This window comes from Streptomyces sp. NBC_00287 (assembly GCF_036173105.1).
Lineage (GTDB): Bacteria > Actinomycetota > Actinomycetes > Streptomycetales > Streptomycetaceae > Streptomyces.
On sequence record NZ_CP108053.1, the window covers coordinates 3,645,090 to 3,669,187 of the forward strand.

The 24,098-nt window shown below is 71.6% G+C and carries 23 protein-coding genes and 1 tRNA gene; 16 read left to right on the plus strand and 8 right to left on the minus strand.

Annotated features, from left to right (window positions below; translation table 11 throughout):
* The first annotated feature begins 14 nt into the window (after window positions 1-14).
* On the plus strand, window positions 15-494 hold the full coding sequence (locus OHT76_RS16505) for a GNAT family N-acetyltransferase (protein WP_328871595.1): 480 nt from the start codon (window positions 15-17) through the stop codon (window positions 492-494).
* A 59-nt stretch (window positions 495-553) separates the two neighbouring features.
* On the plus strand, window positions 554-847 hold the full coding sequence (locus OHT76_RS16510) for a hypothetical protein (protein ID WP_328871596.1): 294 nt from the start codon (window positions 554-556) through the stop codon (window positions 845-847).
* A 297-nt stretch (window positions 848-1,144) separates the two neighbouring features.
* Here OHT76_RS16510 and OHT76_RS16515 read toward each other — a convergent pair whose 3' ends face one another.
* Entirely contained in the window at window positions 1,145-2,200 is a 1,056-nt protein-coding gene (locus OHT76_RS16515; protein WP_328871597.1) for a LacI family DNA-binding transcriptional regulator, read from the minus strand.
* Between the two features lie 345 nt (window positions 2,201-2,545).
* On the opposite strand from OHT76_RS16515, the gene OHT76_RS16520 reads away from it, so the two are divergent.
* The 4 genes from OHT76_RS16520 to OHT76_RS16535 all read left to right on the plus strand — a co-directional run bounded on the left by OHT76_RS16520 (window position 2,546) and on the right by OHT76_RS16535 (window position 7,355).
* On the plus strand, window positions 2,546-3,868 hold the full coding sequence (locus OHT76_RS16520) for an ABC transporter substrate-binding protein (RefSeq protein WP_328871598.1): 1,323 nt from the start codon (window positions 2,546-2,548) through the stop codon (window positions 3,866-3,868).
* A 5-nt stretch (window positions 3,869-3,873) separates the two neighbouring features.
* On the plus strand, window positions 3,874-4,893 hold the full coding sequence (locus OHT76_RS16525; protein ID WP_328871599.1) for a carbohydrate ABC transporter permease: 1,020 nt from the start codon (window positions 3,874-3,876) through the stop codon (window positions 4,891-4,893).
* Between the two features lie 10 nt (window positions 4,894-4,903).
* Window positions 4,904-5,803, plus strand: a complete 900-nt coding sequence (locus tag OHT76_RS16530) for a carbohydrate ABC transporter permease (protein WP_328871600.1) — start codon at window positions 4,904-4,906, stop codon at window positions 5,801-5,803.
* A 115-nt stretch (window positions 5,804-5,918) separates the two neighbouring features.
* Window positions 5,919-7,355 carry a GH1 family beta-glucosidase gene (locus OHT76_RS16535; protein WP_328871601.1) on the plus strand — a complete coding sequence of 479 codons (1,437 nt, stop codon included), beginning with the start codon at window positions 5,919-5,921 and terminating at the stop codon, window positions 7,353-7,355.
* Between the two features lie 70 nt (window positions 7,356-7,425).
* Here OHT76_RS16535 and OHT76_RS16540 read toward each other — a convergent pair whose 3' ends face one another.
* The 3 genes from OHT76_RS16540 to OHT76_RS16550 form a co-directional block, all read right to left on the minus strand.
* Window positions 7,426-8,880 carry a glycoside hydrolase family 18 protein gene (locus OHT76_RS16540; RefSeq protein ID WP_328871602.1) on the minus strand — a complete coding sequence of 485 codons (1,455 nt, stop codon included), beginning with the start codon at window positions 8,878-8,880 and terminating at the stop codon, window positions 7,426-7,428.
* 110 nt (window positions 8,881-8,990) lie between these two features.
* Window positions 8,991-10,388, minus strand: a complete 1,398-nt coding sequence (locus OHT76_RS16545) for a sensor histidine kinase (protein WP_328871603.1) — start codon at window positions 10,386-10,388, stop codon at window positions 8,991-8,993.
* Window positions 10,385-11,083 (minus strand): response regulator transcription factor, encoded by a 699-nt coding sequence (locus tag OHT76_RS16550; RefSeq protein WP_328871604.1) that lies wholly within the window; start codon window positions 11,081-11,083, stop codon window positions 10,385-10,387. Before OHT76_RS16550 ends, OHT76_RS16545 begins: the two co-directional genes overlap by 4 nt.
* A gap of 110 nt (window positions 11,084-11,193) precedes the next feature.
* Between OHT76_RS16550 and OHT76_RS16555 the strand changes: the two genes are divergently transcribed.
* Window positions 11,194-11,709 (plus strand): hypothetical protein, encoded by a 516-nt coding sequence (locus OHT76_RS16555; RefSeq protein WP_328871605.1) that lies wholly within the window; start codon window positions 11,194-11,196, stop codon window positions 11,707-11,709.
* Between the two features lie 13 nt (window positions 11,710-11,722).
* Here OHT76_RS16555 and OHT76_RS16560 read toward each other — a convergent pair whose 3' ends face one another.
* Both OHT76_RS16560 and OHT76_RS16565 read right to left on the minus strand, forming a co-directional pair.
* Window positions 11,723-12,592, minus strand: a complete 870-nt coding sequence (locus OHT76_RS16560; RefSeq protein ID WP_328871606.1) for a spermidine synthase — start codon at window positions 12,590-12,592, stop codon at window positions 11,723-11,725.
* Window positions 12,593-12,633: 41 nt separating this feature from the next.
* On the minus strand, window positions 12,634-13,086 hold the full coding sequence (locus OHT76_RS16565; protein ID WP_328871607.1) for a hypothetical protein: 453 nt from the start codon (window positions 13,084-13,086) through the stop codon (window positions 12,634-12,636).
* Window positions 13,087-13,369: 283 nt separating this feature from the next.
* Between OHT76_RS16565 and OHT76_RS16570 the strand changes: the two genes are divergently transcribed.
* Complete coding sequence (locus OHT76_RS16570) at window positions 13,370-14,770, plus strand: hypothetical protein (RefSeq protein ID WP_328871608.1); 1,401 nt, start codon at window positions 13,370-13,372, stop codon at window positions 14,768-14,770.
* 129 nt (window positions 14,771-14,899) lie between these two features.
* Here the strand turns inward: OHT76_RS16570 and OHT76_RS16575 are convergent, their stop codons facing one another.
* On the minus strand, window positions 14,900-15,496 hold the full coding sequence (locus tag OHT76_RS16575) for a histidine phosphatase family protein (RefSeq protein WP_328871609.1): 597 nt from the start codon (window positions 15,494-15,496) through the stop codon (window positions 14,900-14,902).
* A gap of 191 nt (window positions 15,497-15,687) precedes the next feature.
* Between OHT76_RS16575 and OHT76_RS16580 the strand changes: the two genes are divergently transcribed.
* The 8 genes from OHT76_RS16580 (at window position 15,688) to OHT76_RS16615 (ending at window position 22,100) form a co-directional block, all read left to right on the plus strand.
* Window positions 15,688-16,665 (plus strand): phosphatase PAP2 family protein, encoded by a 978-nt coding sequence (locus OHT76_RS16580; protein ID WP_328871610.1) that lies wholly within the window; start codon window positions 15,688-15,690, stop codon window positions 16,663-16,665.
* On the plus strand, window positions 16,616-17,749 hold the full coding sequence (locus tag OHT76_RS16585; protein ID WP_328871611.1) for a hypothetical protein: 1,134 nt from the start codon (window positions 16,616-16,618) through the stop codon (window positions 17,747-17,749). The genes OHT76_RS16580 and OHT76_RS16585 overlap by 50 nt, the downstream gene beginning before the upstream one ends.
* Window positions 17,740-19,326 (plus strand): hypothetical protein, encoded by a 1,587-nt coding sequence (locus OHT76_RS16590; protein WP_328871612.1) that lies wholly within the window; start codon window positions 17,740-17,742, stop codon window positions 19,324-19,326. Before OHT76_RS16585 ends, OHT76_RS16590 begins: the two co-directional genes overlap by 10 nt.
* A complete protein-coding gene (locus OHT76_RS16595) occupies window positions 19,323-20,657 on the plus strand; it encodes an AAA domain-containing protein (protein ID WP_328871613.1) in 1,335 nt (444 codons plus the stop codon). Before OHT76_RS16590 ends, OHT76_RS16595 begins: the two co-directional genes overlap by 4 nt.
* Complete coding sequence (locus OHT76_RS16600) at window positions 20,654-20,830, plus strand: hypothetical protein (protein ID WP_328871614.1); 177 nt, start codon at window positions 20,654-20,656, stop codon at window positions 20,828-20,830. Before OHT76_RS16595 ends, OHT76_RS16600 begins: the two co-directional genes overlap by 4 nt.
* 94 nt (window positions 20,831-20,924) lie before the next feature.
* Window positions 20,925-21,293, plus strand: coding sequence for a hypothetical protein (locus OHT76_RS16605; RefSeq protein ID WP_328871615.1), 369 nt, complete (start codon window positions 20,925-20,927; stop codon window positions 21,291-21,293).
* A gap of 161 nt (window positions 21,294-21,454) precedes the next feature.
* Window positions 21,455-22,036 carry a bifunctional DNA primase/polymerase gene (locus tag OHT76_RS16610; protein ID WP_328871616.1) on the plus strand — a complete coding sequence of 194 codons (582 nt, stop codon included), beginning with the start codon at window positions 21,455-21,457 and terminating at the stop codon, window positions 22,034-22,036.
* A tRNA-Lys gene (locus OHT76_RS16615) sits at window positions 22,027-22,100 on the plus strand. The genes OHT76_RS16610 and OHT76_RS16615 overlap by 10 nt, the downstream gene beginning before the upstream one ends.
* 587 nt (window positions 22,101-22,687) lie before the next feature.
* Here the strand turns inward: OHT76_RS16615 and OHT76_RS16620 are convergent.
* Window positions 22,688-24,034 (minus strand): M6 family metalloprotease domain-containing protein, encoded by a 1,347-nt coding sequence (locus OHT76_RS16620; protein ID WP_328871617.1) that lies wholly within the window; start codon window positions 24,032-24,034, stop codon window positions 22,688-22,690.
* Window positions 24,035-24,098: the final 64 nt, after the last annotated feature.

The window sequence follows — 24,098 nt, forward strand, 5'->3', positions numbered from 1 at the left end:
CGGAGCCCTCACCTATGCCCGAGCCACTGCGCACCCCACGTCTGGACCTGCTGCCGCTGCGCGTCGAGCACGCCGAGGAGATGGCCGCCGTACTGGCGGACCCGGCGCTGCACACCTTCATCGGCGGCTCCCCTCTGGCCCCCGAAGATCTGCCCGCCCGCTACGAGCGGCTCGTCGCCGGATCCCCGGATCCGGAGGTCTCCTGGTGCAACTGGGTGCTGCGACTGCGGGCCGAAGGGTGTCTGGTGGGGACGGTCCAGGCGACTGTCACCGCGCAGGCCGCGGAGATCGCCTGGGTCGTCGGCACACCCTGGCAGGGGCGGGGGCTGGCCTCGGAGGCTGCACGCACGCTCGTCGACGGGCTCGCCGGGCGTACCGTCGTCGCCCATATCCACCCCGACCACACGGCCTCCGCGGCGGTCGCACGGGCCGCCGGTCTCGCGCCGACCGACGAGTGGCAGGACGGCGAGGTCCGCTGGCGGAGCTCCCGCTGAAGCCGCAGGTGAGGCGTATCGTCAGCTTATGAGCCGGTCGTGAACCTGGGAGGCTCGTCATGACGTCGCGGCGGATTCCTCATCGGTGGCGGCTGCTGACGTGGCTGGTCCTGGCATTCAATCTGGCGATGCTGCTGTGGCTCGTGGTCGCGCTGGACGCGGCGGAGCGAGACGGAGAAACCTGCGTCGGAGACCTGTGCCGCGAGGCCAACAACCCCGGCAGCTCCATCGGCACCTGGCTGGTGGTCTTCGTCTGGCTCGCGGGCGTGATCCTCCTCGGCGCGGCCTGGCTGATCACCCACCACACCGAACACCCGGGCCGCCAGCGACCCCGGAGGGGCTGGCACCGCTGAGACAGCGGGCCTGAGCGTCCCGCCGATCATGCAGGACTCCCGATGCCCCGCCACCACACCTCACCGCACGAAAACCCTGGAACCACGCCCGCCCGCTCCGGCCCGCCACCACACCTCACCGCACGAGAACCCTGGAACCACGCCCGCTCCCCCCGGCCCGCCACCACACCTCACCGCACGAGAACCCTGGAACCACGCCCGCTCCCCCCGGCCCGCCACCACACCTCACCGCATGCGCGGCCCCCCGCCAACGCTCCGCGCCGCCGCTCTAATCCGCCCCGCCCGACGAATGCCCCCCTACGACGACGCCCGCTCCTCCAGCTCCGTAGCCAGTACCACCTGCCGGCGTTCGAGGCCGCGGGACACCGCCGGGCGGCGGTCCGCGATTTCCTCCAGGAGGAGGTCGATCATTCTGCGGCCCATTTCCTCGATCGGCTGGCGCACGCTGGTCAGGGGTGGGTCCATGTGGCGGGCGATGGCCGAGTCGTCGTAGCCGACCAGGGCCACGTCGTCGGGGATACGGCGGCCCTCCTCCCGCAGTACCTGCCGGGCGCCCGCCGCCATCACGTCCGAGCCCGCGAAGACCGCGTCCAGACCGGGGCGCCGGGACAGCAGCGCGGCCATCGCGCGCCGGCCGCCCTCCTCGGTGAAGTCGCCGGGCTCGATCAGCTGCTCGTCGACCGCCTGGCCGGCGTCCCGCAGGGCGTCGCGGTAGCCGTCGACGCGGCGCTGGGCGCCGTAGACGTCGAGGCGGCCGGTGATGTGGGCTATCCGGTGGCGGCCACGGGAGATCAGGTGCTCCACGGCCTGGCGGGCGCCGCCGTAGTTGTCGGAGTCGACCGAAGTGAGGGTCTCGGCGGCGGAGCGCGGGCCGCTGATCACGGCCGGTATCTCCAGCTGGGCGAGCAGGTCCGGCAGCGGGTCGTCGGCGTGCACCGAGACCAGCAGGACACCGTCGACCCGGTGCGCCGCGAGGTACTGGGCGAGCCGGCGCCGCTCACGGTCGCTGCCCGCGAAGATCAGCAGCAACTGCATCTCGCTGTCGCCCAGTTCGGCGCCGACACCCTTGAGCATGTCCGAGAAGTACGGCTCCGCGAAGAACCGGGTCTCCGGCTCGGGGACGACGAGGGCGATGGCGTCGGTGCGGTTGGCGGCAAGGGCACGGGCGGCCGTGTTCGGGACATAACCGAGCTCGGCGACCGCGGCCTCCACAGCGGCACGGGTGGCATCACTGACTCGCGGCGACCCATTGATCACCCGGGAAACCGTGCCGCGACCGACACCGGCACGCGCGGCGACCTCTTCGAGGGTAGGACGCCCACCACTCCGCCCCCGCGCTCCGTGGCTTGCCATGGGCTCCGCCTTTCGCCGTCATCTTGTCGCCGGCCTGGAATTTAACAGTCCTGTCCGTCAGTGTGACCGTCCAGCGGGGAGCGCCGCCCCGGCCCCGGACGGGACGGTCGCGCCCCCCGGGGGTCCAGTTAACAGCCCTATAACTGAACGCATCTCTCCGCTCCCACGCCCTTGACACCCCCGCCCGGACCGACGACTCTTCAACACATCACCTGTGGGAGCGCTCCCACGGTACCTGACACATACACATCCCGCACGTTCCCCGCCCGAGCCGCAGCGAGAACTAACGGGCCCAACAGTGCAGTTGGCCGGGGGGTCGGCACGTCAGGGCAACAGGAGGACGCAATGCGAGCACGTACCCGAATCCGCCGTAAGGCGGTTGTCCTCGCGGCGGTGGCGTCGCTGGGCGCCGGGCTGCTGGCCGGCTGTGCCGACGACGGCGACGACAACGGCGAGGGCAGCTCGTCGTCGGGCGGCGGTGGCGGCAAGACCAAGATCACCCTTGGCCTGTTCGGCACCGCCGGTTTCGAGGAGTCCGGTCTGTACAAGGAGTACGAGAAGCTCCACCCGGACATCGACATCCAGCAGACCGTCGTAGAGCGCAACGAGAACTACTACCCGGCACTGCTCAACCACCTCACCACCAACAGCGGCCTCCAGGACATCCAGATGGTCGAGGTCGGCAATATCGCCGAGATCGTCCAGACGCAGTCGGACAAGCTGCTCGATCTGTCGAAGTACGGCAAGGAGGGCGACTACCTGGACTGGAAGTGGCAGCAGGCCACCACGGAGGGCGGCCAGACGATCGGTGTCGGCACCGACGTGGGCCCGATGGCCATCTGCTACCGCACGGACCTCTTCAAGGCGGCCGGTCTGCCCACCGACCGCGAGGAGGTCGGCAAGCTGTGGGCGGGCAGCTGGGAGAAGTTCGTCGACGTCGGCAACCAGTACCAGGGCAAGGCGCCCAAGGGCACCACCTTCCTGGACTCCCCCGGCGGTCTGCTGCAGGCGATCCTCAGCAGTGAGGAGGACCGGTTCTACGACTCCTCCGGCGAGGTCATCTACAAGACGAACCCGGCTGTGAAGGACGCCTTCGACCTGACGGCGCAGGCCGCCGAGGACGGGCTGATCGGCAACCAGACGCAGTTCCAGCCGGCTTGGGACACGACGATCGCCAACAGCAAGTTCGCCGCGATGTCCTGCCCGCCGTGGATGCTCGGCTACATCAAGGGCAAGTCGAAGCCCGAGGCGGCCGGCAAGTGGGACATCGCCCAGGCGCCCAAGTCCGGTAACTGGGGCGGTTCCTTCCTGACCGTGCCGAAGTCCGGCAAGAACACCGAGGAGGCGGCGAAGCTGGCCGCCTGGCTGACCGCTCCCGAGCAGCAGGCCAAGCTCTTCGGTGTGCAGGGCAGCTTCCCGTCCACCCCGGCCGCGTACGAGTCGTCCGAGGTGACCAGCGCGAAGAACGACATGACCGGTGACGCGCCGATCGGCACGATCTTCGCCGAGGCCGCCGAGAACATCCCGGTCCAGACGATCGGCCCGAAGGACCAGATCATCCAGCAGGGTCTGACCGACAACGGCGTGGTCCTCGTGACCCAGGGCAAGTCCGCCAAGGAAGCCTGGGACAACGCCGTGAAGACCATCGACAACGCCCTGGACCAGTGACCCGTATGACCACTGGGCACGACACCGCCGCCGCGTCCCCCGCAAAGGAGGGGGGCGCGGCCCCGGGCCGCCCGTCCGGCGGCGGTCCGGTCACCGAGCAGGAGCAGCGGCGCCGGAAGCGACTGTCCCGCCGCTGGCAGCGGGACGTCCGCTGGAGCCCGTACGCCTTCGTCTCGCCGTTCTTCCTGCTGTTCCTCGCCTTCGGCCTGTTCCCGCTGATCTACACGGGCTGGGCCTCGCTGCACCAGGTGGAGCTGACCGCACCCACCGACATGGACTGGGTCGGCCTGCGCAACTACACCCGGATCTTCGACGACGACTTCTTCTGGAACGCGGCCGAGAACACGCTGTGGATCGGCATCATCTCGACTGTTCCGCAGTTGATGATGGCGATGGGCATCGCCCACATCCTCAACTACAAGCTGCGCGCCTCGACCTTCTACCGGGTCGTCATGCTCGCCCCGTACGCGACCTCGATCGCCGCCGCCTCGCTGGTCTTCGTGCTGCTCTTCGGCCGCGACTACGGCATGATCAACTGGGCGCTGGGCACCGTCGGCATCGACAGCATCGATTGGCAGAACGACACCTGGGCCTCGAAGATCGCGGTCTCCACGATCGTCATCTGGCGCTGGACCGGGTACAACGCGCTGATCTATCTGGCCGCGATGCAGGCGATCCCGCAGGATCTGTACGAGTCGGCGGCACTCGACGGAGCCAGCCGCTGGCAGCAGTTCTTCCATGTCACGCTGCCCTCGCTGCGCCCGACGATCCTGTTCACCGTCGTCGTCTCCACCATCGGAGCCTCCCAACTGTTCGGTGAACCACTGCTGTTCGACGCGAACAAGGGCGCCTCAGGCGGCCCCGAGCACCAGTTCCAGACGCTCGGCCTGTATCTGTACGAGCAGGGCTGGGTGAACCAGCATCTGGGCCGTGCCTCCGCCATCGCCTGGACGATGTTCCTGATCCTCATCGTGATCGGGATCGTCAACTACGTCATCTCGCGCCGGCTGCGCGCCAGTAGTTAGGAGACCGGCCGTGACGACGACCATGACGAAACCCGACGCCCCCGAGGACCGGCGGCGCGTACGGCGGCCCAAGTCGGCGCGGGCCGGCGGGCAGATGCACGCGGGACCGATCGCGTATGTGATCCTCGCGCTGTTCACCATCGGCTCGCTGTTCCCGCTGGTGTGGACGGCGATCGCCGCCTCCCGCGACAACCAGCGGCTGGCCGAGAACCCGCCGCCGCTCTGGTTCGGCTCGGGCCTCTTCGAGAAACTCGAAATCGCCTGGACCGACGCCAACCTGGGCGAGGCCTTCCTCAACACCACCATCGTGGCGGGCATTTCTGCGGTGACGATCGTCGTGCTGTCGACGATCGCCGGGTTCGCCTTCGCCAAGCTGCGCTTCAAAGGCCGTAACGCGCTGATGCTGATCGTGATCGGCACGATGATGGTGCCGCCGCAGCTCAGTGTGATCCCGCTGTACATGATGGTGGCCGAACTCGACTGGTCCGACCAGCTCCAGGCGGTGATCTTCCCGTCGCTGGTGAGCGCGTTCGGGGTGTTCTTCATGCGGCAGTATCTGCTCCAGGCGCTGCCGGACGAGATCATCGAGGCGGCGCGGGTGGACGGCGCGAGCAGCTGGCGGGTGATCTGGCATGTGGTGTTCCCGGCGGCCCGTCCCGCGATGGCGGTGCTGGGGATGCTGATGTTCGTGCAGACCTGGAACGACTTCCTGTGGCCGTTCCTGGTGCTGACCCAGAACGGCAATCCGACCGTGCAGGTGGCGGTCGCGGGCCTGGGCCGTGGCTATACGCCGGACCAGTCCCTGATCATGGCGGGTGCGCTGCTGGGCACGCTGCCGCTGCTGCTCGTCTTCGCGATCTTCGGCAAGCAGATCGTGGGCGGCATCATGCAGGGCGCGGTCAAGGGCTGAGGCCCGCACATCTTCTCGGGGGGCCGGGTCACCGCCGCCTCGGCCCCGTCTCTCCCCCCACTCCCCCCATTCCCCCTACCTGTTGGTCTCCAAGACCTCCTATGGGAGCGCTTCCATGCCTGAGTCCGAACAGCCGGTGACCCCGGTGACCTTTCCTCCCGCCTTCCTCTGGGGCGCAGCCACCTCCGCGTACCAGATCGAGGGGGCGGTGCGGGAGGACGGCCGTACCCCGTCGATCTGGGACACCTTCAGCCATACGCCGGGCAGGACGGCCGGTGGCGAGACCGGTGACATCGCTGTCGACCACTACCACCGCTACCGCGAGGACGTGGCGCTGATGGCCGAGCTGGGCCTGACCGCGTACCGCTTCTCGATCTCCTGGTCGCGGGTGCAGCCGACCGGCCGGGGGCCCGCGGTCCAGCGGGGTCTGGACTTCTACCGGAGCCTGGTGGACGAGCTGCTCGCGCACGGCATCAAGCCGGCGGTCACGCTCTACCACTGGGATCTGCCGCAGGAGTTGGAGGACGCGGGCGGCTGGCCGGAGCGGGACACGGCGTACCGGTTCGCCGAGTACGCGCAGATCGTCGGCGAGGCGCTCGGCGACCGGGTGGAGCAGTGGATCACGCTCAACGAGCCGTGGTGCAGCGCCTTTCTGGGGTACGCCTCGGGCGTGCACGCGCCCGGCCGTACCGACCCGGCGGCCTCCCTGCGCGCCGCGCACCATCTGAATCTGGCGCACGGCCTCGGCGCCTCGGCCCTGCGCTCGGTGATGCCGGCCCGCAACTCGCTGGCGGTGAGCCTCAACTCCTCGGTGGTCAGGGCGGTTTCCGACGACCCGGCGGATCTGGCGGCCCGGCAGCGGATCGACGACCTGGCCAACGGCGTCTTCCACGGTCCGATGCTGCACGGCGCCTACCCGCAGTCGCTGCTGACGGCGACGGAGTCGCTGACGGACTGGTCGTATGTGCAGGACGGCGATCTGGCCCTGATCAACCAGCCGTTGGACGCGCTGGGCCTCAACTACTACACGCCGACGCTGGTCTCGGCGGGGGCGTCGGCGCCGACGGGCCCGCGGGCGGACGGTCACGGGGCGAGCGCGTACTCGCCCTGGCCGGGCGCGGAGGATGTCGCGTTCCACCAAACCCCGGGCGAGCGTACGGAGATGGGCTGGACGATCGACCCGTCCGGCCTGCACGACCTGATCATGCGCTACGCCCGCGAGGCCCCGGGTCTGCCGCTGTACATCACGGAGAACGGCGCGGCCTACGACGACAAGCCCGACCCCGACGGCCACGTCCACGACCCGGAGCGGATCGCCTATCTCCACGGCCACCTCTCGGCGGTCCGCCGGTCCATCGAGGACGGCGCCGATGTCCGCGGCTACTACCTGTGGTCCCTGATGGACAACTTCGAGTGGTCCTACGGCTACGGCAAGCGCTTCGGCGCGGTGTACGTCGACTACACGACGCTGGAACGGACCCCGAAGTCGAGCGCCCTGTGGTACGGACAGGCGGCTCGGACGGGGGCGCTTCCGGGGGTGGAGTCGGCCTGACGGGGGGCGGGGCGCGGCGCCTTGCGGGTGTGCCGCGCCCCGGTCTTTCGGGCTACTTGTAGACCCCGAACTACTTGTAGACCCCGAACGCCTTGGCGAAGGCGTTCTTGTCCTGGTCGATGGAGCTGCAGGTCGCGTCGGCCGCCGGCTTCGGGCCGCCGGGGCAGGCCTTGTCCCGGGTCCCCGACCACATCGACAGCCAGCCGAGGCCCTTGGACTCGGCGAAGTTCACCAGCTGGGTGGCGTCCTCGACCTTGAAGATCTCGGTGACCACGTCGTTGACGCCGATCATCGGGGTGACCGCGACGGTCTTCCAGGCGGCGCTGTCGGACAGGCCGAGGACGCCCTTGATCTGGGCCTGGGTGGCGGTGGCCGCCTGCTCGGCGTAGGTGCCCATGTCGCCGCTGTACGCCGGGCCGTAGTCCATCGCCATGATGTTGACGGCGTCGATGCTCACGCCGTTCTTCTTGGCGTCGGCCAGCAGGTCCACGCCGGGCTGGGTCAGGCCCTCCGGCATCACCGGGAGAGTGAAGGAGACGTCCAGGTCCGGATGCTGCTTCTGCAGCTCGGCGATGGCCTGGGCGCGGCGGGTGTTGGCCGCGGTGTCGGGCAGCGCGCCGCCCTCGACGTCGAAGTCGACCTTGGTGAGGTCATAGGCGTCCACGACCTTTTCGTACGCCGTCGCCAGCGCGTCCGCCGAGGAGCAGGTCGTCGCCAGCTCGCTGCCGGCCGCGCCGCCGAAGGACACCCGGACGTCGCCGCCCTTGGCGCGCAGCGCGCCGATCTGCGCGGCCACCGCGTCGCTCGCCAGGTCGCTCACCCCGCCCCACTTGGGCGTGCAGCCGCCGCCGTCGGTGATGAACGCGAGGTTGTAGTTCTTCACACCGGTGGCCTCGGCGGTGCCGACCAGGTCGAAGGCCGGGTAGAGGGAGGTGTCGACGTACGGGGCGAATCCGGCGTTCGTGGTGTTGCCGCTGCCGGTGGACTCGGTGGGCTTGGCCGTGGGGGTGGCGGTCTGGGTCGGGGTGGGGGTCGGCGTGGGGGTGGCCGTGGGTGTTGCCGTCTGGGTGGGGCGGCCGGTCGGCTCCGGGGTCGCGCCCTCGTCCGCGGAGCACTTGACTCCGTCGACGACACAGCCGGTCGGGTCGCCGGAGCCGTTGACGACGAAGCCGACGGTGACCGACTCCCCGGCCGCCAGACCGTCCTTGTCCCAGGTCGGCGGCTTCACGGTGACCCGCGAACCGCTCACGCTGGACTCGGCGTTCCACAGCGAGCCCAGCTTCGCGCCCGACGGCAGGTCGAAGGTGAGGGTCCAGTCCGCCTTCGCCGAGCCGGTGTCGTTGGTGACGACGTACTGCGCGGTGTAACCGGTCGACCAGTCACTGGTCTTGGTGTACGCGGCGCCCACGCCGGCCGCCTGCGCGGTGCCGGTGAGGAAGACGGCGCCGCCACCGACCACGGCCGCGGCGACGAGGCCGCCTATCGCCTTGTTCCTGCGGCTGACCTTGCGCCGGTGGATGCTCATCGCATGCCTGCTTTCGCTGCTCACGGGGGTGGGGGTGCGGCAGCACGCTAGCGAGGCCGAATCGGGCAAACAGCCTGATCGGGACGGCGGTTGAGGATCTTAGGGTGCGCTTAAGGAAGGGATCGGGGCCGGTTAAAGGTCGAGACCAATCGGCCGCTACGGCGCCTGCGCACCCGGTGCCCCCGGCGCTCGGGCGCCCGAGCGTCGAGCTGGATCCAGATCCGCACCTCGGTCCCCCCGAGCACGGACGAGCCGATCCGCACATCCCCGCCGGTCGACTCCGCGAGCCGGCGCACGATGTCCAGGCCGAGCCCGGTCGATCCCGCGCTGCCCGAGCCCCGCCCGCGGGCCATCGCCGCCTCCGGGTCGGGTATGCCGGGCCCGGCATCGGACACGAGCACGATCACCGCGTCCTCGCCGTTGTGGACGTCGACCGCGAAGGCCGTGCCCTCCGCGGTGTGCCGGAAGACATTGCCGAGCAGCGCGTCCAGCGCGGCGGCCAGGTCGGCCCGGGCCACGGGTATGCGCACCGGCCGGTCGACCCCGGCCACCCGCACCTTGCGCCCCTCGTCCTCGGCCAGCGCCGACCAGAACGCCATCCGCTCGCGCACCACCTCGGCCGCGTCGCACCCGGCCCCCGGACCGGCCGCCGCCGTCTGCGGCTTGGCCTCCCGGGCCGTACGGATGATGGTGTCGACCTCCCGCTCCAACTGGGCGACGGCGGCCCTGGTCTGCTCGGCGGCCGGACCGTCCCCGAGCGAGGCGGTGTTGAGCCGCAGCACGGTCAGCGGGGTCCGCAGCCGGTGCGACAGATCGGCCGCCAGCTCCCGCTCGTTCGCGAGCAGTTGGACGACCTGGTCGGCCATCGAGTTGAACGCGGCCGCCGCGAGCCGCAGTTCGTTCGGCCCCTCCTCCGGCACCCTGGCCCCCAGCTTGCCCTCCCCCAGCTCGTGCGCGCCCTCGACCAGACGCTGCGCGGGCTGCACCATCCGTACGCCGAGCCGGTCGGCGACCGCGACCGAGCCGACGATCAGCGCGACACCGACGGCGGCGAGCACCGCCCAGGCCGTCGAGACGCCGTTGCTGACCTCGGCCTCGGGGACGTACACCTCCACCACGGCGATCTCGCCGGAGCTCAGCGCGATGGGCTGGAGCAGGGTGGAGCCGCCGGGCACCTCGGTGGTGGAGGCGCGGCCGAGCCGTCGTACGGTCGCGATGTCGTCGCGCGCGGCGCGCTGCCGCCCGATGTCGACGGCCTCGGTGCCGTCGGCCGCGGGTATGTGCACGGCCATCTCCGCCTCGGAGCCGGCGGAGGCGACGACGCGTTCGAGCTGGTCGCGGTCGGTGGTGATGGACAGTGCCGGGGCGACCGCGGCGGCCTCCCGCTCGGCGTTGGAGAAGGCGCGGTCGCGGGCCATCTCCTTGATGACGAGTCCGAGCGGCACCGCGAAGGCCAGCACCACCATGGTGGTGACGGCGAGCGAGACCTTGACCAGGGCCCATCTCATGGCTGCACCCCCGGTGGTTCCAGCTTCACCCCGACCCCGCGCAGGGTGTGCAGATAGCGCGGGCTCGCGGCGGTCTCGCCGAGCTTGCGGCGCAGCCACGACAGATGCACATCGATGGTCTGGTCGTCGCCGTAGGACTGCTGCCACACCTCGGCGAGCAGCTCCTTGCGCGGTACGACGACGCCCGGGCGGCCGGCCAGGAAGGCGAGCAGGTCGAACTCACGGCGGGTGAGGTCGAGTCGTACGCCGTCCAGCTCGGCCTGGCGGCGCAGCGGGTCGACGGTCAGGCCGCCGACGCGGAGCACGGACTCCGGCTGTTGCTCCCCGACGGTGGCCCGGGACCGTCGTAGGACGGCGGCCATGCGGGCGGACAGGTGCTCCACGGAGAACGGCTTGGTGAGGTAGTCGTCGGCGCCCGCGTTCAGCAGCCGGACGACCTCCGTCTCGTCGTCGCGGGCCGTGGCGATGATCACAGGCACATCGGTGATCCCGCGCAGCATCTTCAGGGCCTCGGACCCGTCCAGATCGGGCAGACCGAGGTCCAGGATGACCACGTCGAAACGGAAATGGGCGACCTCGCGCAGCGCCTCAAGGGCGGTGCCGACACTGCGCACGGTGTGTGCGGCGTCGGTCAGATGCCGGATGAGGGCGGAGCGTACGAACTGGTCGTCCTCGACCACGAGCACACTTGCCATGCGCCGCACCGTACGCCATGCGGCCGAGCCCGGTCCGGACCTGTGGACAACTGCCGCGCTGTGCACAACCGGGCGACACCTGTGGGACGGGTGAGGCAGTATGGCCCGCGATGCGCAGAGGACTCGTACACGTACTGGCTTGGTCGCTCGCCACGGGCGCGGCGGTCACGCTGTCGTGGTGGGGCGTCCACACGGTCATGGCGGGCACGGCGTACGACCCGCCCCGCGCCCTGCCCATCGCGGCGGCGGACGCGACCACGCAGGACTCCAAGCCGCTGGCCTCCTCCACGCAGCGCGGGACCCCGTCGGCGTCGCAGCCCGCGAAGAGCCCGTCGCCGAAGCCGTCGTCCCCCTCGGCCACACCCCGGCCCTCCAGCACCCCGACCCCCTCCCCCACGGCCTCCGGCCAGGTCAAGAGCTACGACACCGACGGCGGCCGGGTGGTCTTCGACCTCGGTAAGACCTACGCGACGCTGGTGTCGGCGACGCCGGGCACGGGCTGGTCGATGCAGGTGTGGAAGACGGAGTCGTGGATCCGGGTGGAGTTCGCGCAGGGCGCGGACCGGGTGTCGGTGTTCTGCACCTGGCACGACAGCGCGCCGCGGGTGGAGATCGGGAACTACTGACCCGGGCCCGTTTCTAGCGGAAGACGGAGGCCGGGGGCGCCGGGGAGGCGACGGCCGCGGCGTCCGTGACGGGGACCGCTCCACCCGTGAAGTCGGTCAGGCTTCTGCCGTGCTCGACCCTTCCCGGGTGGGGGTCCGAGGCGGCTCGGCGGGTGAGTTCCGCGATCGGGAGCGGGTGGTCGGCGGCGACCAGGACGGCGTTGCCGAAGCGCTTGCCGCGCAGGACGGTCGGGTCGGCGACCAGGGCGAGCTCGGGGAAGCGGGCGGCCGCGGTGGCGATCTGGCCGCGCAGATGCGTGAGCGGCGGTCCGTCGGCGAGGTTGGCGGCGTACCAGCCGCCGGGGCGCAGGGTCCGGCGGACCTCGTCGAGGAACTCGGTGGAGGTCAGATGGGCCGGGGTGCGGGCGCCGCTGAACACATCGGCGATGACGAGATCGGCCCAGCCGTCGGGCACCTTGGCGAGACCCTCCCGCGCGTCCACCGAGCGCACCCGGATCCGGGCGTTGCGCTCCAACGGCAGCTCGCGGCGGACCAGTTGGACGAGGCCCGCGTCCCGCTCGACGACCTGCTGGGTGGAGCGGGGGCGGGTGGCGGCGACGTAGCGGGCGAGGGTGAAGGCACCACCGCCGAGGTGCACGGCCTGGACGGGCTTCCCGGCAGGGGCGACGAGGTCGATGACGTGGCCGAGCCGCCGCTGGTACTCGAAGGAGAGGTAGCCGGGGTCGTCCAGGTCGACGTGGGACTGGGGCGCGCCGTCGATGAGCAGCGTCCAGGCCCGGCTCCGCTCCCGATCGGGTATCAGCTCGGCGAGCCCGCCGTCGACGGCCTCGACGACCGCGGCGGCGGCCGGGTCGTGGCGGCGGGAGTTTCTGGACTTGCCCATTCGGCCATTATGCGGAGGCCGACGTGATCACGCAGTCCACGTCACCGGCAGTTGTCCGCCGCCTCGATCAGCCGCGCCGCCTCGCCCAGCGCCGCCCGCAGCACCGCCGGATCCGTGGCGAGGTCCGCCTCGCCGGGCGGGAGCAGCCAGTCGGAGCCCTCCACCGGTGGCTCGGGGTCCAGGCTCAGCCCGCGCCCATTGGTCTGCGTGCAGGTGCTCCCCGGCACGTCCCAGCCCGCCGCGGTCCCGGCCGGCACCACGAACCCGAGGGTGTCGCAGTCGTCGTCGTGCAGTACGGGCCCGACCGCGTCCCCCGCCCCCCGCCGAAGGATGTCGACCGCCTCCAACCCCTGCCGCGTCGGCACCGTCACCAGATCGCAGGCCGCTCCCGTGCACGGCGGCGCGCTGCACTCCGGGGTCGGCGGGTGCCCCACCGTCGTCGACGGCGTACAAGGATCGATGCTCTGTCTGGTCTCCATCCCGGCCTCCACCACGGAACCCCTCCTCGAAACGAGCGGGTCGGGAGTCGGGCGGCTCCCGGTCCATGTGGTTCAACGTGTCACCGCGTCAACGGCTACGGCACAAGTCCGCCGCAAAGGATGGCAGTTCATGGCAGATGTTGGATGAGATATCCGGTTTGTAGCCAAACACTGCATGGCGGGTCCGACACAGCAGGTACGTTCTTGCCCGCCGGGCACCGGGGGTACGAAGCGAACAAATAGTTCAACTCGCCTCCAGTCCGGCATGGTTCGACGGTTCGCACGAGAGGACCCGGCCATGACGTCGTCAGAGCTGAACCCTTCCCAGCCCCCCAGACCACCCCGACCGAACCTCGCGTTCCGGCAGTTGCGCGGACAGCGCTCGCCGGCCGAGTTCGCCGCGGCGGTCCGCAGGGCGGCGCGCGAGATCGGGGAGCGGGTCAGCTGTGACGCGCGTTACGTCGGCCGGGTCGAGGCGGGCGAGATCCGGTGCCCCAACTACGCGTACGAACGGGTGTTCCTGCACATGTTCGCCGGTCGCACGCTCACCGACCTGGGCTTCGCGCCCCGCTCGTCCGTACGCGGACGCCGGGCGCGCGCCGACGTGGGTGAGACGTGGGGGGCGCTCGAGCCGTATGACACGCAAGACCCGTACGACACGCACGAGAAACCCGAGGAGAGCGACGTGCTGCGTCGCGCATTCATGACCGGCGGAGGCGCCACGGTGGCCGCCGCCTCGCTCAGCCCTTTCGGGCTCGCCCTCGACGCCACGGCCGCGGAACGGCCCGCCCGGCGGGTCGGGGCGAGCGAGGTGGAGGTGCTGGAGGAAGCGGTCCGCAGGATCCGGCTGCTGGACGACCGGCACGGCGCGGACGGCCTGTACCGGCGCGCGGCGGCGCCGCTGCGCGCCGCGTATGCGCTGCTGGACGCCGATACCACGCGCCACGCCGCGGGTGAACGGCTGCATTCGGGCGCCGGTGAGCTGGCCATCTCGGTGGGCTGGCTGGCGCACGACTCGGGGCGGTTCGACGACGCGCGCTCCCACTACGCGGAGGCGCTGGCGACCGCCCGGATGGCCGGGGACCCGGCGCTGGAGGCGCACGCCTTCTGCAACACGTCCTTCCTCGCGCGGGACGCGGGACGCCCACGCGAGGCGGTGCGCGCGGCCCAGGCCGCGCAACGCGTCGCGCGGCCCCTGGGCTCCGCGCGCCTGATGTCCCTGCTCGCGCTGCGCGAGGCGGGCGGCTGGGCGGGCCTCGCCGACCGCACGGGCTGCGCCCAGGCACTCGCACGTGCCCAGGCCCTCTACGACCGGGGCCGTTCGGACACCGACCCCGAGTGGATGAGCTTCTACGGCGAGGCAGAGCTGGAGGGCCTGGAGGCGCAGTGCTGGTCGACGCTGGGCGACTGGCGCCGAGCGGCACGCCACGCGGGCCGCGCGGCCCACCTCCAGGACCCGCACTTCACCCGCAACATCGCCCTGTACACGGCGCAACTGGCAGACGACCTGGCGAGGGGCGGCCGCCCGGACGAGGCCGCGGCGGCGGGAATGCGAGTACTGGACCTGTTGGCAGAGGTCCAATCCTCCCGAATCCAGACGATGCTGGCGGGAACGGCCCGGGTGTTGCTCCCGCACAGGCGGGCGTCAGGGGTATCGACGTTCCTGGACAAGCACGCGGGTTTGCCACGGGCGGTGTGAACGGGGCGGCGGGCATCTAGCCCGTCCGGCGTTTGAGGACGAGGCCGTTCAGGCCGAAGCGGGGGTCTGGGGGCGGCAGCCCCCAGGGATGGGACGGGTAGGGGCGGCGGGGGCGAAAACAGCCCGACCTCAGCCCACCAAATGCCCCAAGTCGTTCCAGCTCTCGATCGCCGGCTCCCCATACGCCCACCCCAGAACCGAAAGCGACGTCGGATTCAGCCGTATCCGCGCGGCGAACGACAGCGGCAGCCCCAGCCAACGCGCCCCGATGGACCGCAAGATGTGCCCATGGGCGAAGACCAGCACGTCCCGGTCCGCGGACCGCGCCCAGGACACCACCTCATCCGCCCGCGCACTGACCGAGTCCAGCGTCTCCCCCGAGGGAACACCGTCCCGCCAGATCAGCCACCCAGGCCGCACGGCCTGGATCTCGGCAGGGGTCATGCCCTCGTAGTCGCCGTAGTCCCACTCCATCAGCGTGTCCCAGACAGCGGCCCGCTCCCCGAACCCCGCCAGCTCACACGTCTCACGCGCGCGTACCAACGGACTGGTCCGCACCTCCACGCCCGGCAGCCCCTCCAGCGGAGCGCGATGCAACCGCTCCCCGAGCAGCTTCGCCCCCCGCCGCCCCTCCTCCAGCAGCGGCACATCGGTCCGCCCGGTGTGCTTCCCGGACAGCGACCACGCGGTCTGTCCGTGTCGGGCCAACAGAATGCGCGGTGCCATGGAGTCGAGTGCCTTTCCAGGAATATGCGAGGCGGAACCCATCCATCATCCCGCACCCTGTGAGAGGGCAACCCCGAGGGCGATCTCTGCGTCTATCAGGGCCGGGGGCGCCCGACGGAGGCGTGCACATACACCGTAAAGTGGCCCGTCCGGGCAACCGGCGCCACGACGATGAAGGGGGAGGCGATCGGATGCCGCACGCCGAGACACCGGGCATACAGGCGGCACCACGAAGCCGTCTGCGCTGGTGGACCGAGCTGCCACTGATCGTATTGGTGTACGCGTGCTACTCGGCGGGCCGCCTGCTGGTCGCCGGGGATGTCAACTCGGCCGTCGACACCGGCCTGGCGATCCTGCGCATCGAGAAGCTGCTGCATCTCAACGCCGAGCACCCGCTGAACCGTCTCTTCACCAGCGAACCCTGGCTGGGCGTACCGGCCGACTTCTGGTACGCCTCGCTGCACTACCTGATCACTCCGCTGATCCTGGTCTGGATCTTCAGATCCCGCGCCGTGCACTACCGCGCCGCCCGCACCTGGCTGATGACGTCCACGTTCATCGGCCTGATCGGCTTCACCCTGCTGCCGACCTGCCCGCCGAGGCTGCTCTCCCCGACGCACGGCTTCGTGGACACGATGGCCCAGTACAGCACCTACGGCTGGTGGGGCGGCGACGCGAGCGCCCCGAAGGGCCTGGGAGGTCTGACCAACCAGTACGCGGCGATGCCGAGCCTGCACTGCGGCTGGGCGCTGTGGTGCGGCGTCATGCTGTGGCGCTACGGCGGCAACCGCCTCACCAAGATCGCGGGTGTTGTCTACCCGCTGGTGACCGTGATCGTGGTCATGGGCACCGCGAACCACTACTTCCTGGACGCCGTCGCGGGCGCCGCGGTGATGGGCGCCGGGTTCCTGCTGACGCCGTACGTCCTGCGCTGCGCGGAGCGGGTCCGGGCACGCTTCGAGGGCCGCGGCAGCCTGATCGCGGCTCGCTCGGCGAAGTCCGCCACCGAGGCCTCTGTCACCGCACAGGCCTCGATTGTCAGTGGCGGATGCCAGACTTCCGCGGGTGAGCGATTTCCACGGCAGCGCGAGTCACGGTTCGAGCCCGGAGCCGAGCCGGGTGCCTCTCCCACGGACGCGGGGGACGGCGCTCCGGCAACGGCTCGCTGAGCTGCGCGGTCCCGAGGTACCGGCCAAGGCGCTGGACGCGCGCGCCCTGGCCGCCCTCGCCGCCAACCCCGGCTGCAAGCGGCGCGCGATCCTCGACGGCGCCGGGGTGAACAAGACGGCGCTGGCGAGCGCGCTGGGCGCCCCCTCGGCGTTTGGGCAGTCGCAGTTCGCGCTCACCCGGGGCAACGCCTTCGAGGCGAAGGTCAAGGCGGACGGCGGCGCCGAACTGCTGCGGCTGGTGCACGAGAAGCTGGACCGCTCGGCCGAGCCACCCGCCCGCGCGCACGTGCCGGACCTCTCGGCGACCGGCCCCGAGGGCCGTGCGGCCCGTACGGCGCTGGCGCTGCGCGAGGCGAGCGAGGCGCCGGGTTCCTGGACGCTGCTGGACCATCCGATGCTCGCGCTCGACGTAGCGGGCTCGCCCGCCTTCCTGGAGCCGGACGCGGTGGTGGTGCACCCCGACGGCTCCTGGACGGTCGTGGAGATCAAGTCCTTCCCGATGCTGGACGGCTCCGCGGACCCGTCGAAGGTCGGCGCGGCGGCCCGCCAGGCGGCGGTGTACGTCCTGGCACTGGAGCAGGTGGCCGCGCGCCTCGAGCCGCACCCGCGCGTGCGGCACCGGATCCTCCTCGTCTGCCCCAAGGACTTCTCCAACCTCCCCACCGCCTCCGCCGTCGACATCCGCAAGCAGCGCGCGGTGACCGCCCGTCAGCTGGCGCGGCTCACCCGGATCGAGGAGATCGCCGACGCGCTCCCCGAGGGCACCTGCTTCGACCCCGAGCTGCCCGCCACCGAGCTCACGGCCGCCGTGGAGTCCGTCCCGGCGACGTACGCGCCCGAGTGCCTGTCCGCCTGCGAGCTGGCCTTCCACTGCCGCGACCGCTCACGTACGGCCGGCGCGGTCACCTCGCTGGGCCGTTCGGTCCGCGCCGAACTGGGCGGTCTGAGCACCGTCGAGGACGTACTGGCGGCGGCCCGTGGCACGGCCGGGGACCCGGCCGACCCGGCGGTGGCGGCGCTGCGCAGAGCGGCACACCTACGTGCCGAGGCGCTCGGCGACCGGGAGGCGGTCCCGTGTCCCTGATCGCCACCCTCGCCCGCCTCGAGGCGGTCAGCACCGGCCGCGCCCAGCCCTCGGCGACCGTCCGCCACCGGCAGCTGTCCGAGCGGCCGCTGGTCTTCGTGCCGCTCACCACCGCCGGTGAGGCCGGCGCCCCGCTCGGCGCCCTGGTCGGCACGGACCGGGACGCGCCCCGCCTGCTGGTCGTACCGCAACCGCGCGACCGCGACCTCAGGTTCGCGTTCCTGGCGGAGCTGGCCGATGTCGTGCTGCCGCACATCGAGGCGTACGCCGACGTCGTCGAGGCCGCCGAGCGCACCGACACCGACCCGGAGACCGGCAAGCGGGTCAAGGTCGAGGTCGACCTGTGCGCGGACGCCCCCCAGCTGATCGTCCCGAGCCGCGCGGGCCTGGACCTCGTACGCCTGCTCGGCCGTTCCATGCGCTTTCGCCGTACGGCGGAGCAGGACCCGGAGACCCCCTATCCCGCGCCGCCCCGGGTGCCGTTGCTCGGCCGGTGGCTGACGCACTACGGCGAGCGGTCCCGGGTACCCGGCTCCTCGCTGCTGCTGGCGATGACCGACGTGCTGGCCCGGCACTGGGCGACCGGGCAGTCCACGCTGGAGGACCAGCATCTGGGCGCGCTGCTCGCCTGGATCGACCCGCCGGAGGGCGTCACGGGCGCCGAGGCCGCCGCGCGCGCGGAGCTCGCGCGCGACGACCGGGGCCAGTTGCTGTGCCCGCCCGCGGGCCCGGCCACCGACCCGGCGTTCGACAACAAGCTGCTCGCCCCCGCCTTCGAGCGCTACGACCGGGCCCGCATCGCACTGGCCGCCGCCGAGGACGGCTTGCAGGCGGACGACCGGTTCGGCGCGCTGACCAGGGCCGAGCAGGAGATCCGCGCGCTGGTCGAGAGCGTCACCCGGCCCACCTGGGACGCGGTGTGGCAGGGCCTGGACCGGCTGCGTGAACTGCCCGTCGGCGCGCATGTCGAGGAGCGGTGGACGCGCGACCGCTGGTCGTTCACCGCCCACCGGGACCGGATCACGGCCGGCGAGCCCCCGCAGCCGCGCCGCGACGACGCGGTGACCGCGGCGAACAAACTCGCCTCGCGCGAGCGCGAACAGGCCCGACTGGAAGCCCAGGAAGCGCTCGACGACCCGCTGGTGATGGCCGGGCGGCGGCTGGCCGGGGAGGCGTTCGCGGGCGAGGTCACCGATGTCGTCATGGCGTACAGCGAGGGCAAGCGGCCGAGCCCGCGCCCGCTGGTCACCGTCCGCACGGACGACCGGCCGCAGCTCGGCGAGCGGGTGAAGGTCTACCGCTCGCTGGGCGGGAAGCCGCAGTCGGCGGAGCTCGTCAGCGGCGACGGCGATCTGCTGGTCCTGCGTGTCCTGGACAAGATGGGCCGCGGCAAGGAGCCCGAGGCGGGGTCCGTGCCGGAGAAGGGCGACCGGGTCGTCTACACCCTGTTCGAACACGAGCAGCGGGGCGGGGCGAAGCTGCCCGACCCGGAGCAGACACCGTGGACCCACGGCGGGCCGCCCGGGGAGGCCGTACCGGAGGCCGCCGATCAGCCGACCGAGGAGGACGTCCTGTGACCGCCGTGTTCGACCCGGGTGCGGCGGCCGCGCAGGCCACCGACGCGATCCTCGCCGACACCCTGCACAGCACGCACCGAGGTGTGGTCGTCGACTCCCCGCCCGGCGCCGGCAAGTCCACGCTGGTGGTGCGGGCGGCACTGGAACTGGCCGAGGCGGGCCGCCCGTTGATGGTCGTGGCGCAGACCAACGCCCAGGTCGACGACCTCGTCCTCCGGCTCGCCGAGAAGAACCCCGAGCTGCCGGTGGGCCGTCTGCACAGCAGCGACGCCGACCTGTACGACAAGGCGCTGGACGACCTGCCGAACGTACGGAAGTCGGCGAAGGCGGCGGATCTGACCGGGCTGCCGGTCACGATCTCCACGGCCGCGAAGTGGGCGCATGTGAAGGTCGACGAGCCGTGGCGGCACGCGATCGTGGACGAGGCGTACCAGATGCGCTCGGACTCGCTGCTGGCCGTGGCCGGGCTGTTCGAGCGGGCGCTGTTCGTGGGCGACCCGGGGCAGCTGGATCCGTTCGCGATCGTGGGCAGCGAGCAGTGGGCGGGTCTGTCGTACGACCCCTCGGCGTCCGCGGTGACGACCCTGCTCGCGCACAACCCCGAGCTGCCCCAACACCGCCTGCCGGTGTCCTGGCGGCTCCCCGCCTCCGCCGCCCCGCTGGTCTCGGACGCGTTCTACCCGTACACACGCTTCCGCAGCGGCACGGACCACGACGACCGCCGCCTCACCTTCGCCGTCCCCTCCGACGGCTCAGGACCCGACAAGGTGATCGACGAGGCGGCCGAGGCGGGCTGGGGCCTGCTGGAGCTGCCCGCACGGCACACTCCGCGGACGGACCCGGAGGCGGTCCGGGCGGTTGCGACGGTCGTACGGCGGCTGCTGGACCGGGGCGGCGCGGCGACGTCGGAACGCTCACCCGACCCCGCACCCCTGACAGCCGACCGGATCGCCGTTGGCACCGCGCACCGCGACCAGGCGGCGGCGGTCCGGGCGGCGCTCGTGGAACTGGGCGTGAGTGACGTCACCGTCGACACGGCGAACCGGCTCCAGGGCCGGGAGTACGACGTCACGGTCGTCCTCCACCCGCTCTCCGGCCGCCCCGACGCCACCGCCTTCCACCTGGAGACGGGCCGCCTGTGCGTCCTCGCCTCCCGCCACCGGCACGCCTGCATCGTGGTGTGCCGAGCGGGCGTGAGTGACCTCCTGGACGACTACCCGTCGACGGAACCGGTCCAGCTCGGGACGGTGGTGAAGTTCCCGGACGGGTGGGAGGCCAACCACGCGGTGCTGGCGCGGCTGGCCGAGCACCGGGTGTCATGGCGGCCGTGATCGACACACCGCATATCTCCTCCGCGGGGGCCCGGCACAGCGCCGCGCATTTCGCCGGACGGAGTCCGGCACGCCGCCGGAGGCGGCCGATGGATGCAGCCCCGGACTGGTGGGAGGCCAACCACGCGGTGCTGGCGCGGCTGGCCGAGCATCGGGTGTCGTGGCGCGGCTGACCTGGGATTCGTGGCCCTCTTGCGCGGGCGCGGGACAATGGACGGTGGCCCACTCCACATGGGGGTCATCCGTGACGTACGAGGAGGAGAAGACATGGCGGAGCCCACGCCGCGTCGGAACGAACCGCGGCTACGCCCCGCGCCCCTGCTCTTCGAGCCCACGCAGGCGGCAGCAGACCCGGAGCACTTCTTCGACCTGGAGTCCATCGAGGACCCCCGGGAGCTGCTCGCGCGGGCCACGGAGCTGACGCTCGCGTTCCGGGCGGCGGCCGACCGTGCCGTGGAGTTCCAGGCCATCGCGGCGGCGCAGCTCGCGGACCCGCGACGGTTCGACCGGCTGACGACCGCGGACATCGCCGAGCGGGCGGAATGGACCGAGGACTACGCCAAGAAGATGGTGGAGTTCGGGAGGGATCTGCTGCGGGGGGCGGTCGAGGGCCGGGAGCAGATCGACCCCGTGTAAGCCGCTGCCACTAGCCGTTAGCGTTAGCCGTTAGCCGTTAGCCGTTCCGGCATATGCCAGACGGGCAAGATCCGGGCAAGATACTCCTCCCCGCCCCCTCCTGTCCCGGTTTCCGGCAACCCTCAGAAACGGAACGCTCACGGCCAGTAGATCTAGTGGTCATGAGCAGTCGCCTCGACGCCTCGGGCGTCACCTCGGACGGAGCCGCCTGGCTGGCCTCGGCAGGAACGTATCCGCGCAGCACCCTGGGGTTCTGGGAGGAGCGGCCCGAGGCCCCCGTCGTCCTGCCCTGTGGTGCGGTGTTCGACGTGGTCAGCGCCCCCGCGATGTTCGGGCGCCGGATGCTCGACCGGCTCTGGGACGACGGCCCGGGCTCCGGCCCGGTCGCGGTGTTCCGGGGCCGGATGCTGCTGTTCGCCGGGCCGGGCACGGCCCAACGGCTGCCCTCGCTGCTGAGCTGGGAGGAGTGGGGCGCCCACGAGGGCCGCACCAGGGCGGTCCCGCCGCTGGTGTGCCACGGCACGGGCGACGCGGTGACCGTCCCCGCCCCGGCCGACGCCCCCGACCGGTCCCCCGCCGGCTCCCGCTGGCTCGTCGCCCCGGACACCCGCCACCCCTGGCTGCCGGGCCCGGAAATCCTGCTGTGGGCGGCCGTCCGAGCGGCCCGCGCCGCCGTGCGGATATCGATTTTTCCTCCCGCCGACCAGGATGCTAAGGTCTACGACGTCAGCAGGCGCCGCTAGCTCAGTTGGTTAGAGCAGCTGACTCTTAATCAGCGGGTCCGGGGTTCGAGTCCCTGGCGGCGCACCGACAGTGAAGGCCCTTCGTGAGAGCGAGGGGCCTTCGCTTTTTTGGACCGGCTCTCCCCGGCGCCGGGAGGCGGCTGGGGGTCCGGGGGTTATCCCCCGGGGAATACAGCATCAGCGGGTCCGGGGTTCGAGTCCCTGGCGGCGCACCGACAGTGAAGGCCCTTCGTGAGAGCGAGGGGCCTTCGCCTTTTTGGACCGGCTCTCCCCGGCGCCGGGAGGCGGCTGGGGGTCCGGGGGTTATCCCCCGGGGAATACAGCATCAGCGGGTCCGGGGTTCGAGTCCCTGGCGGCGCACCGACAGTGAAGGCCCTTCGTGAGAGCGAGGGGCCTTCGCTTTTTTGGACCGGCTCTCCCCGGCGCCGGGAGGCGGCTGGGGGTCCGGGGGTTATCCCCCGGGGAATACAGCATCAGCGGGTCCGGGGTTCGAGTCCCTGGCGGCGCACGTTGTCGATGGCGAGGCATGTTCGCGGAAAGCGCGAACCGGCCTCGCCATCGTCGTTTCTGCGCGGCTGCGCCGCGCGATGTGGGGGCTTCGCCACCCACACCCCCTTTGCCCTGGGTTTATGCGGACGCCAGCCATAAAGCTCACCCGGTCGTGATCCGCACAGTCCACGCCCCCGCCGGAGTCCGTCCCTCCACCTCCACCCGTACGGCCTCCCCCGGCACCGTGAAGCTCTCGCCGAGGGCGATGGGGGCGTCCGCGAGGGGTGGGTACACCGAGTCCTCCCAGCAGGCCTCGGTGTGTGGGTGGGCGTCGATCACCTCGACCGGGCCGCGGCCGGACTCGGCGCCGCTGCGGACGCGGTAGACGAGGACACCGTCCCGGCAGGCCCCCGCGTCGTTGCCGATGCGGCCGCGCGCCTCGAAGGCGAGCGCGCTGTCCGCGCCGGTGCGTACCACCGCGAGCTTCGTACCGCCCCCGAGCCCGAAGGCCGGCGCCCCGGCCGCGCCCGTCACCGCCACCCCGGGACCGGCCCCGAGCGGCTCCAGGGTGAGCCGCGTACCGCCCGGATCCCGTACGCAGCTCACCTGGCGGGGCTCCAGCCACCCGAGCTTCCACTTGTGCCAGCCGAACAGGTCGGGCGCAAGGCCGAACTGGCTGCCCATCAGGTCCCAGTCGCCGACGTAGGTGTCCCAGTCGCCCTCGCCGTCCACCGGGCGGTGGTACAGGTCCGGCAGATCGAAGACATGGCCCGTCTCATGGGCGAGCACCAGCCGGTCCGGCGGATGCTGCTCGAACACCGTGACGACCCGTCGGAGCTGCGTTCCGTCGACGCTCAGCGGGGTGTCCAGGTTGACGACCTTCGTGGCGTCGGAGTCCACCCCGGGCGCGTCCGGATCGGCGACGAAGTAGACGACGTCGTAGCGGGAGAAGTCGACCCGGCTGTCGGCGGCGGCGAGCGCGTCGCGCAGATAGGCAGCCCGGTGCACGGGCTGCCAGTCACGCTGTATGGCGTACGCCGTCGAAGGCCGCGGCATCCGGATCCAGTCCCCGAGCGGATGCGGGCGCAGCGTGAACCTGCCGTAGGAGGCACGCTCGAAGAAGCGGCTGGTGCCCGGGAAGTGGTCGGCGGTCAGCTCGGCGGGGCTGGTCAGCGGGACCGAGTCGGGGAAGGACAGGAACACCATCACCGCGTCCAGCGAGCGGGCCGGGCGCGGATAGGCGGCGTTCCAGGTGTCCAGGCCCTCCGAGTGGTGGGCCTCGGTGCGTTGCAGAGCACAGGGCTCCGCCGAGAAGGGCTCGGCGACCGAGGGGGCGGAGATCAGGGAGGTCGCGGTGAGCGCGGACATCGTGGTGAACAGGGCGGCGGTGGTGCGCAGTCGGGGCCATTCGCGCAGCCGGATGCCGAGTCCCCGAAACGTCGCACGGGTGAGTTCCCTGAGCGGGAGCTGACGCGGCACGTGGACCTCCGGGAGCGGTTCGCGGGACACCGCACCCAGCCTGTGGGAATTTGTCGTACAACGCCCTGTTTGTCTGCACCGGAAGAGTGAGGAG

Excerpts from the sequence above, each read along its gene's own strand:
- OHT76_RS16520 (WP_328871598.1), top strand. The coding sequence starts at position 2,546 with ATGCGAGCACGTACCCGAATCCGCCGTAAGGCGGTTGTCCTCGCGGCG.
- OHT76_RS16545 (WP_328871603.1), bottom strand. The coding sequence starts at position 10,388 with ATGAGATGGGCCCTGGTCAAGGTCTCGCTCGCCGTCACCACCATGGTG.
- OHT76_RS16525 (WP_328871599.1), top strand. The coding sequence starts at position 3,874 with ATGACCACTGGGCACGACACCGCCGCCGCGTCCCCCGCAAAGGAGGGG.
- OHT76_RS16580 (WP_328871610.1), top strand. The coding sequence starts at position 15,688 with ATGCCGCACGCCGAGACACCGGGCATACAGGCGGCACCACGAAGCCGT.
- OHT76_RS16540 (WP_328871602.1), bottom strand. The coding sequence starts at position 8,880 with ATGAGCATCCACCGGCGCAAGGTCAGCCGCAGGAACAAGGCGATAGGC.
- OHT76_RS16535 (WP_328871601.1), top strand. The coding sequence starts at position 5,919 with ATGCCTGAGTCCGAACAGCCGGTGACCCCGGTGACCTTTCCTCCCGCC.
- OHT76_RS16505 (WP_328871595.1), top strand. The coding sequence starts at position 15 with ATGCCCGAGCCACTGCGCACCCCACGTCTGGACCTGCTGCCGCTGCGC.
- OHT76_RS16575 (WP_328871609.1), bottom strand. The coding sequence starts at position 15,496 with ATGGCACCGCGCATTCTGTTGGCCCGACACGGACAGACCGCGTGGTCG.
- OHT76_RS16610 (WP_328871616.1), top strand. The coding sequence starts at position 21,455 with ATGAGCAGTCGCCTCGACGCCTCGGGCGTCACCTCGGACGGAGCCGCC.
- OHT76_RS16555 (WP_328871605.1), top strand. The coding sequence starts at position 11,194 with ATGCGCAGAGGACTCGTACACGTACTGGCTTGGTCGCTCGCCACGGGC.
- OHT76_RS16570 (WP_328871608.1), top strand. The coding sequence starts at position 13,370 with ATGACGTCGTCAGAGCTGAACCCTTCCCAGCCCCCCAGACCACCCCGA.
- OHT76_RS16550 (WP_328871604.1), bottom strand. The coding sequence starts at position 11,083 with ATGGCAAGTGTGCTCGTGGTCGAGGACGACCAGTTCGTACGCTCCGCC.
- OHT76_RS16510 (WP_328871596.1), top strand. The coding sequence starts at position 554 with ATGACGTCGCGGCGGATTCCTCATCGGTGGCGGCTGCTGACGTGGCTG.
- OHT76_RS16560 (WP_328871606.1), bottom strand. The coding sequence starts at position 12,592 with ATGGGCAAGTCCAGAAACTCCCGCCGCCACGACCCGGCCGCCGCCGCG.
- OHT76_RS16515 (WP_328871597.1), bottom strand. The coding sequence starts at position 2,200 with ATGGCAAGCCACGGAGCGCGGGGGCGGAGTGGTGGGCGTCCTACCCTC.
- OHT76_RS16605 (WP_328871615.1), top strand. The coding sequence starts at position 20,925 with ATGGCGGAGCCCACGCCGCGTCGGAACGAACCGCGGCTACGCCCCGCG.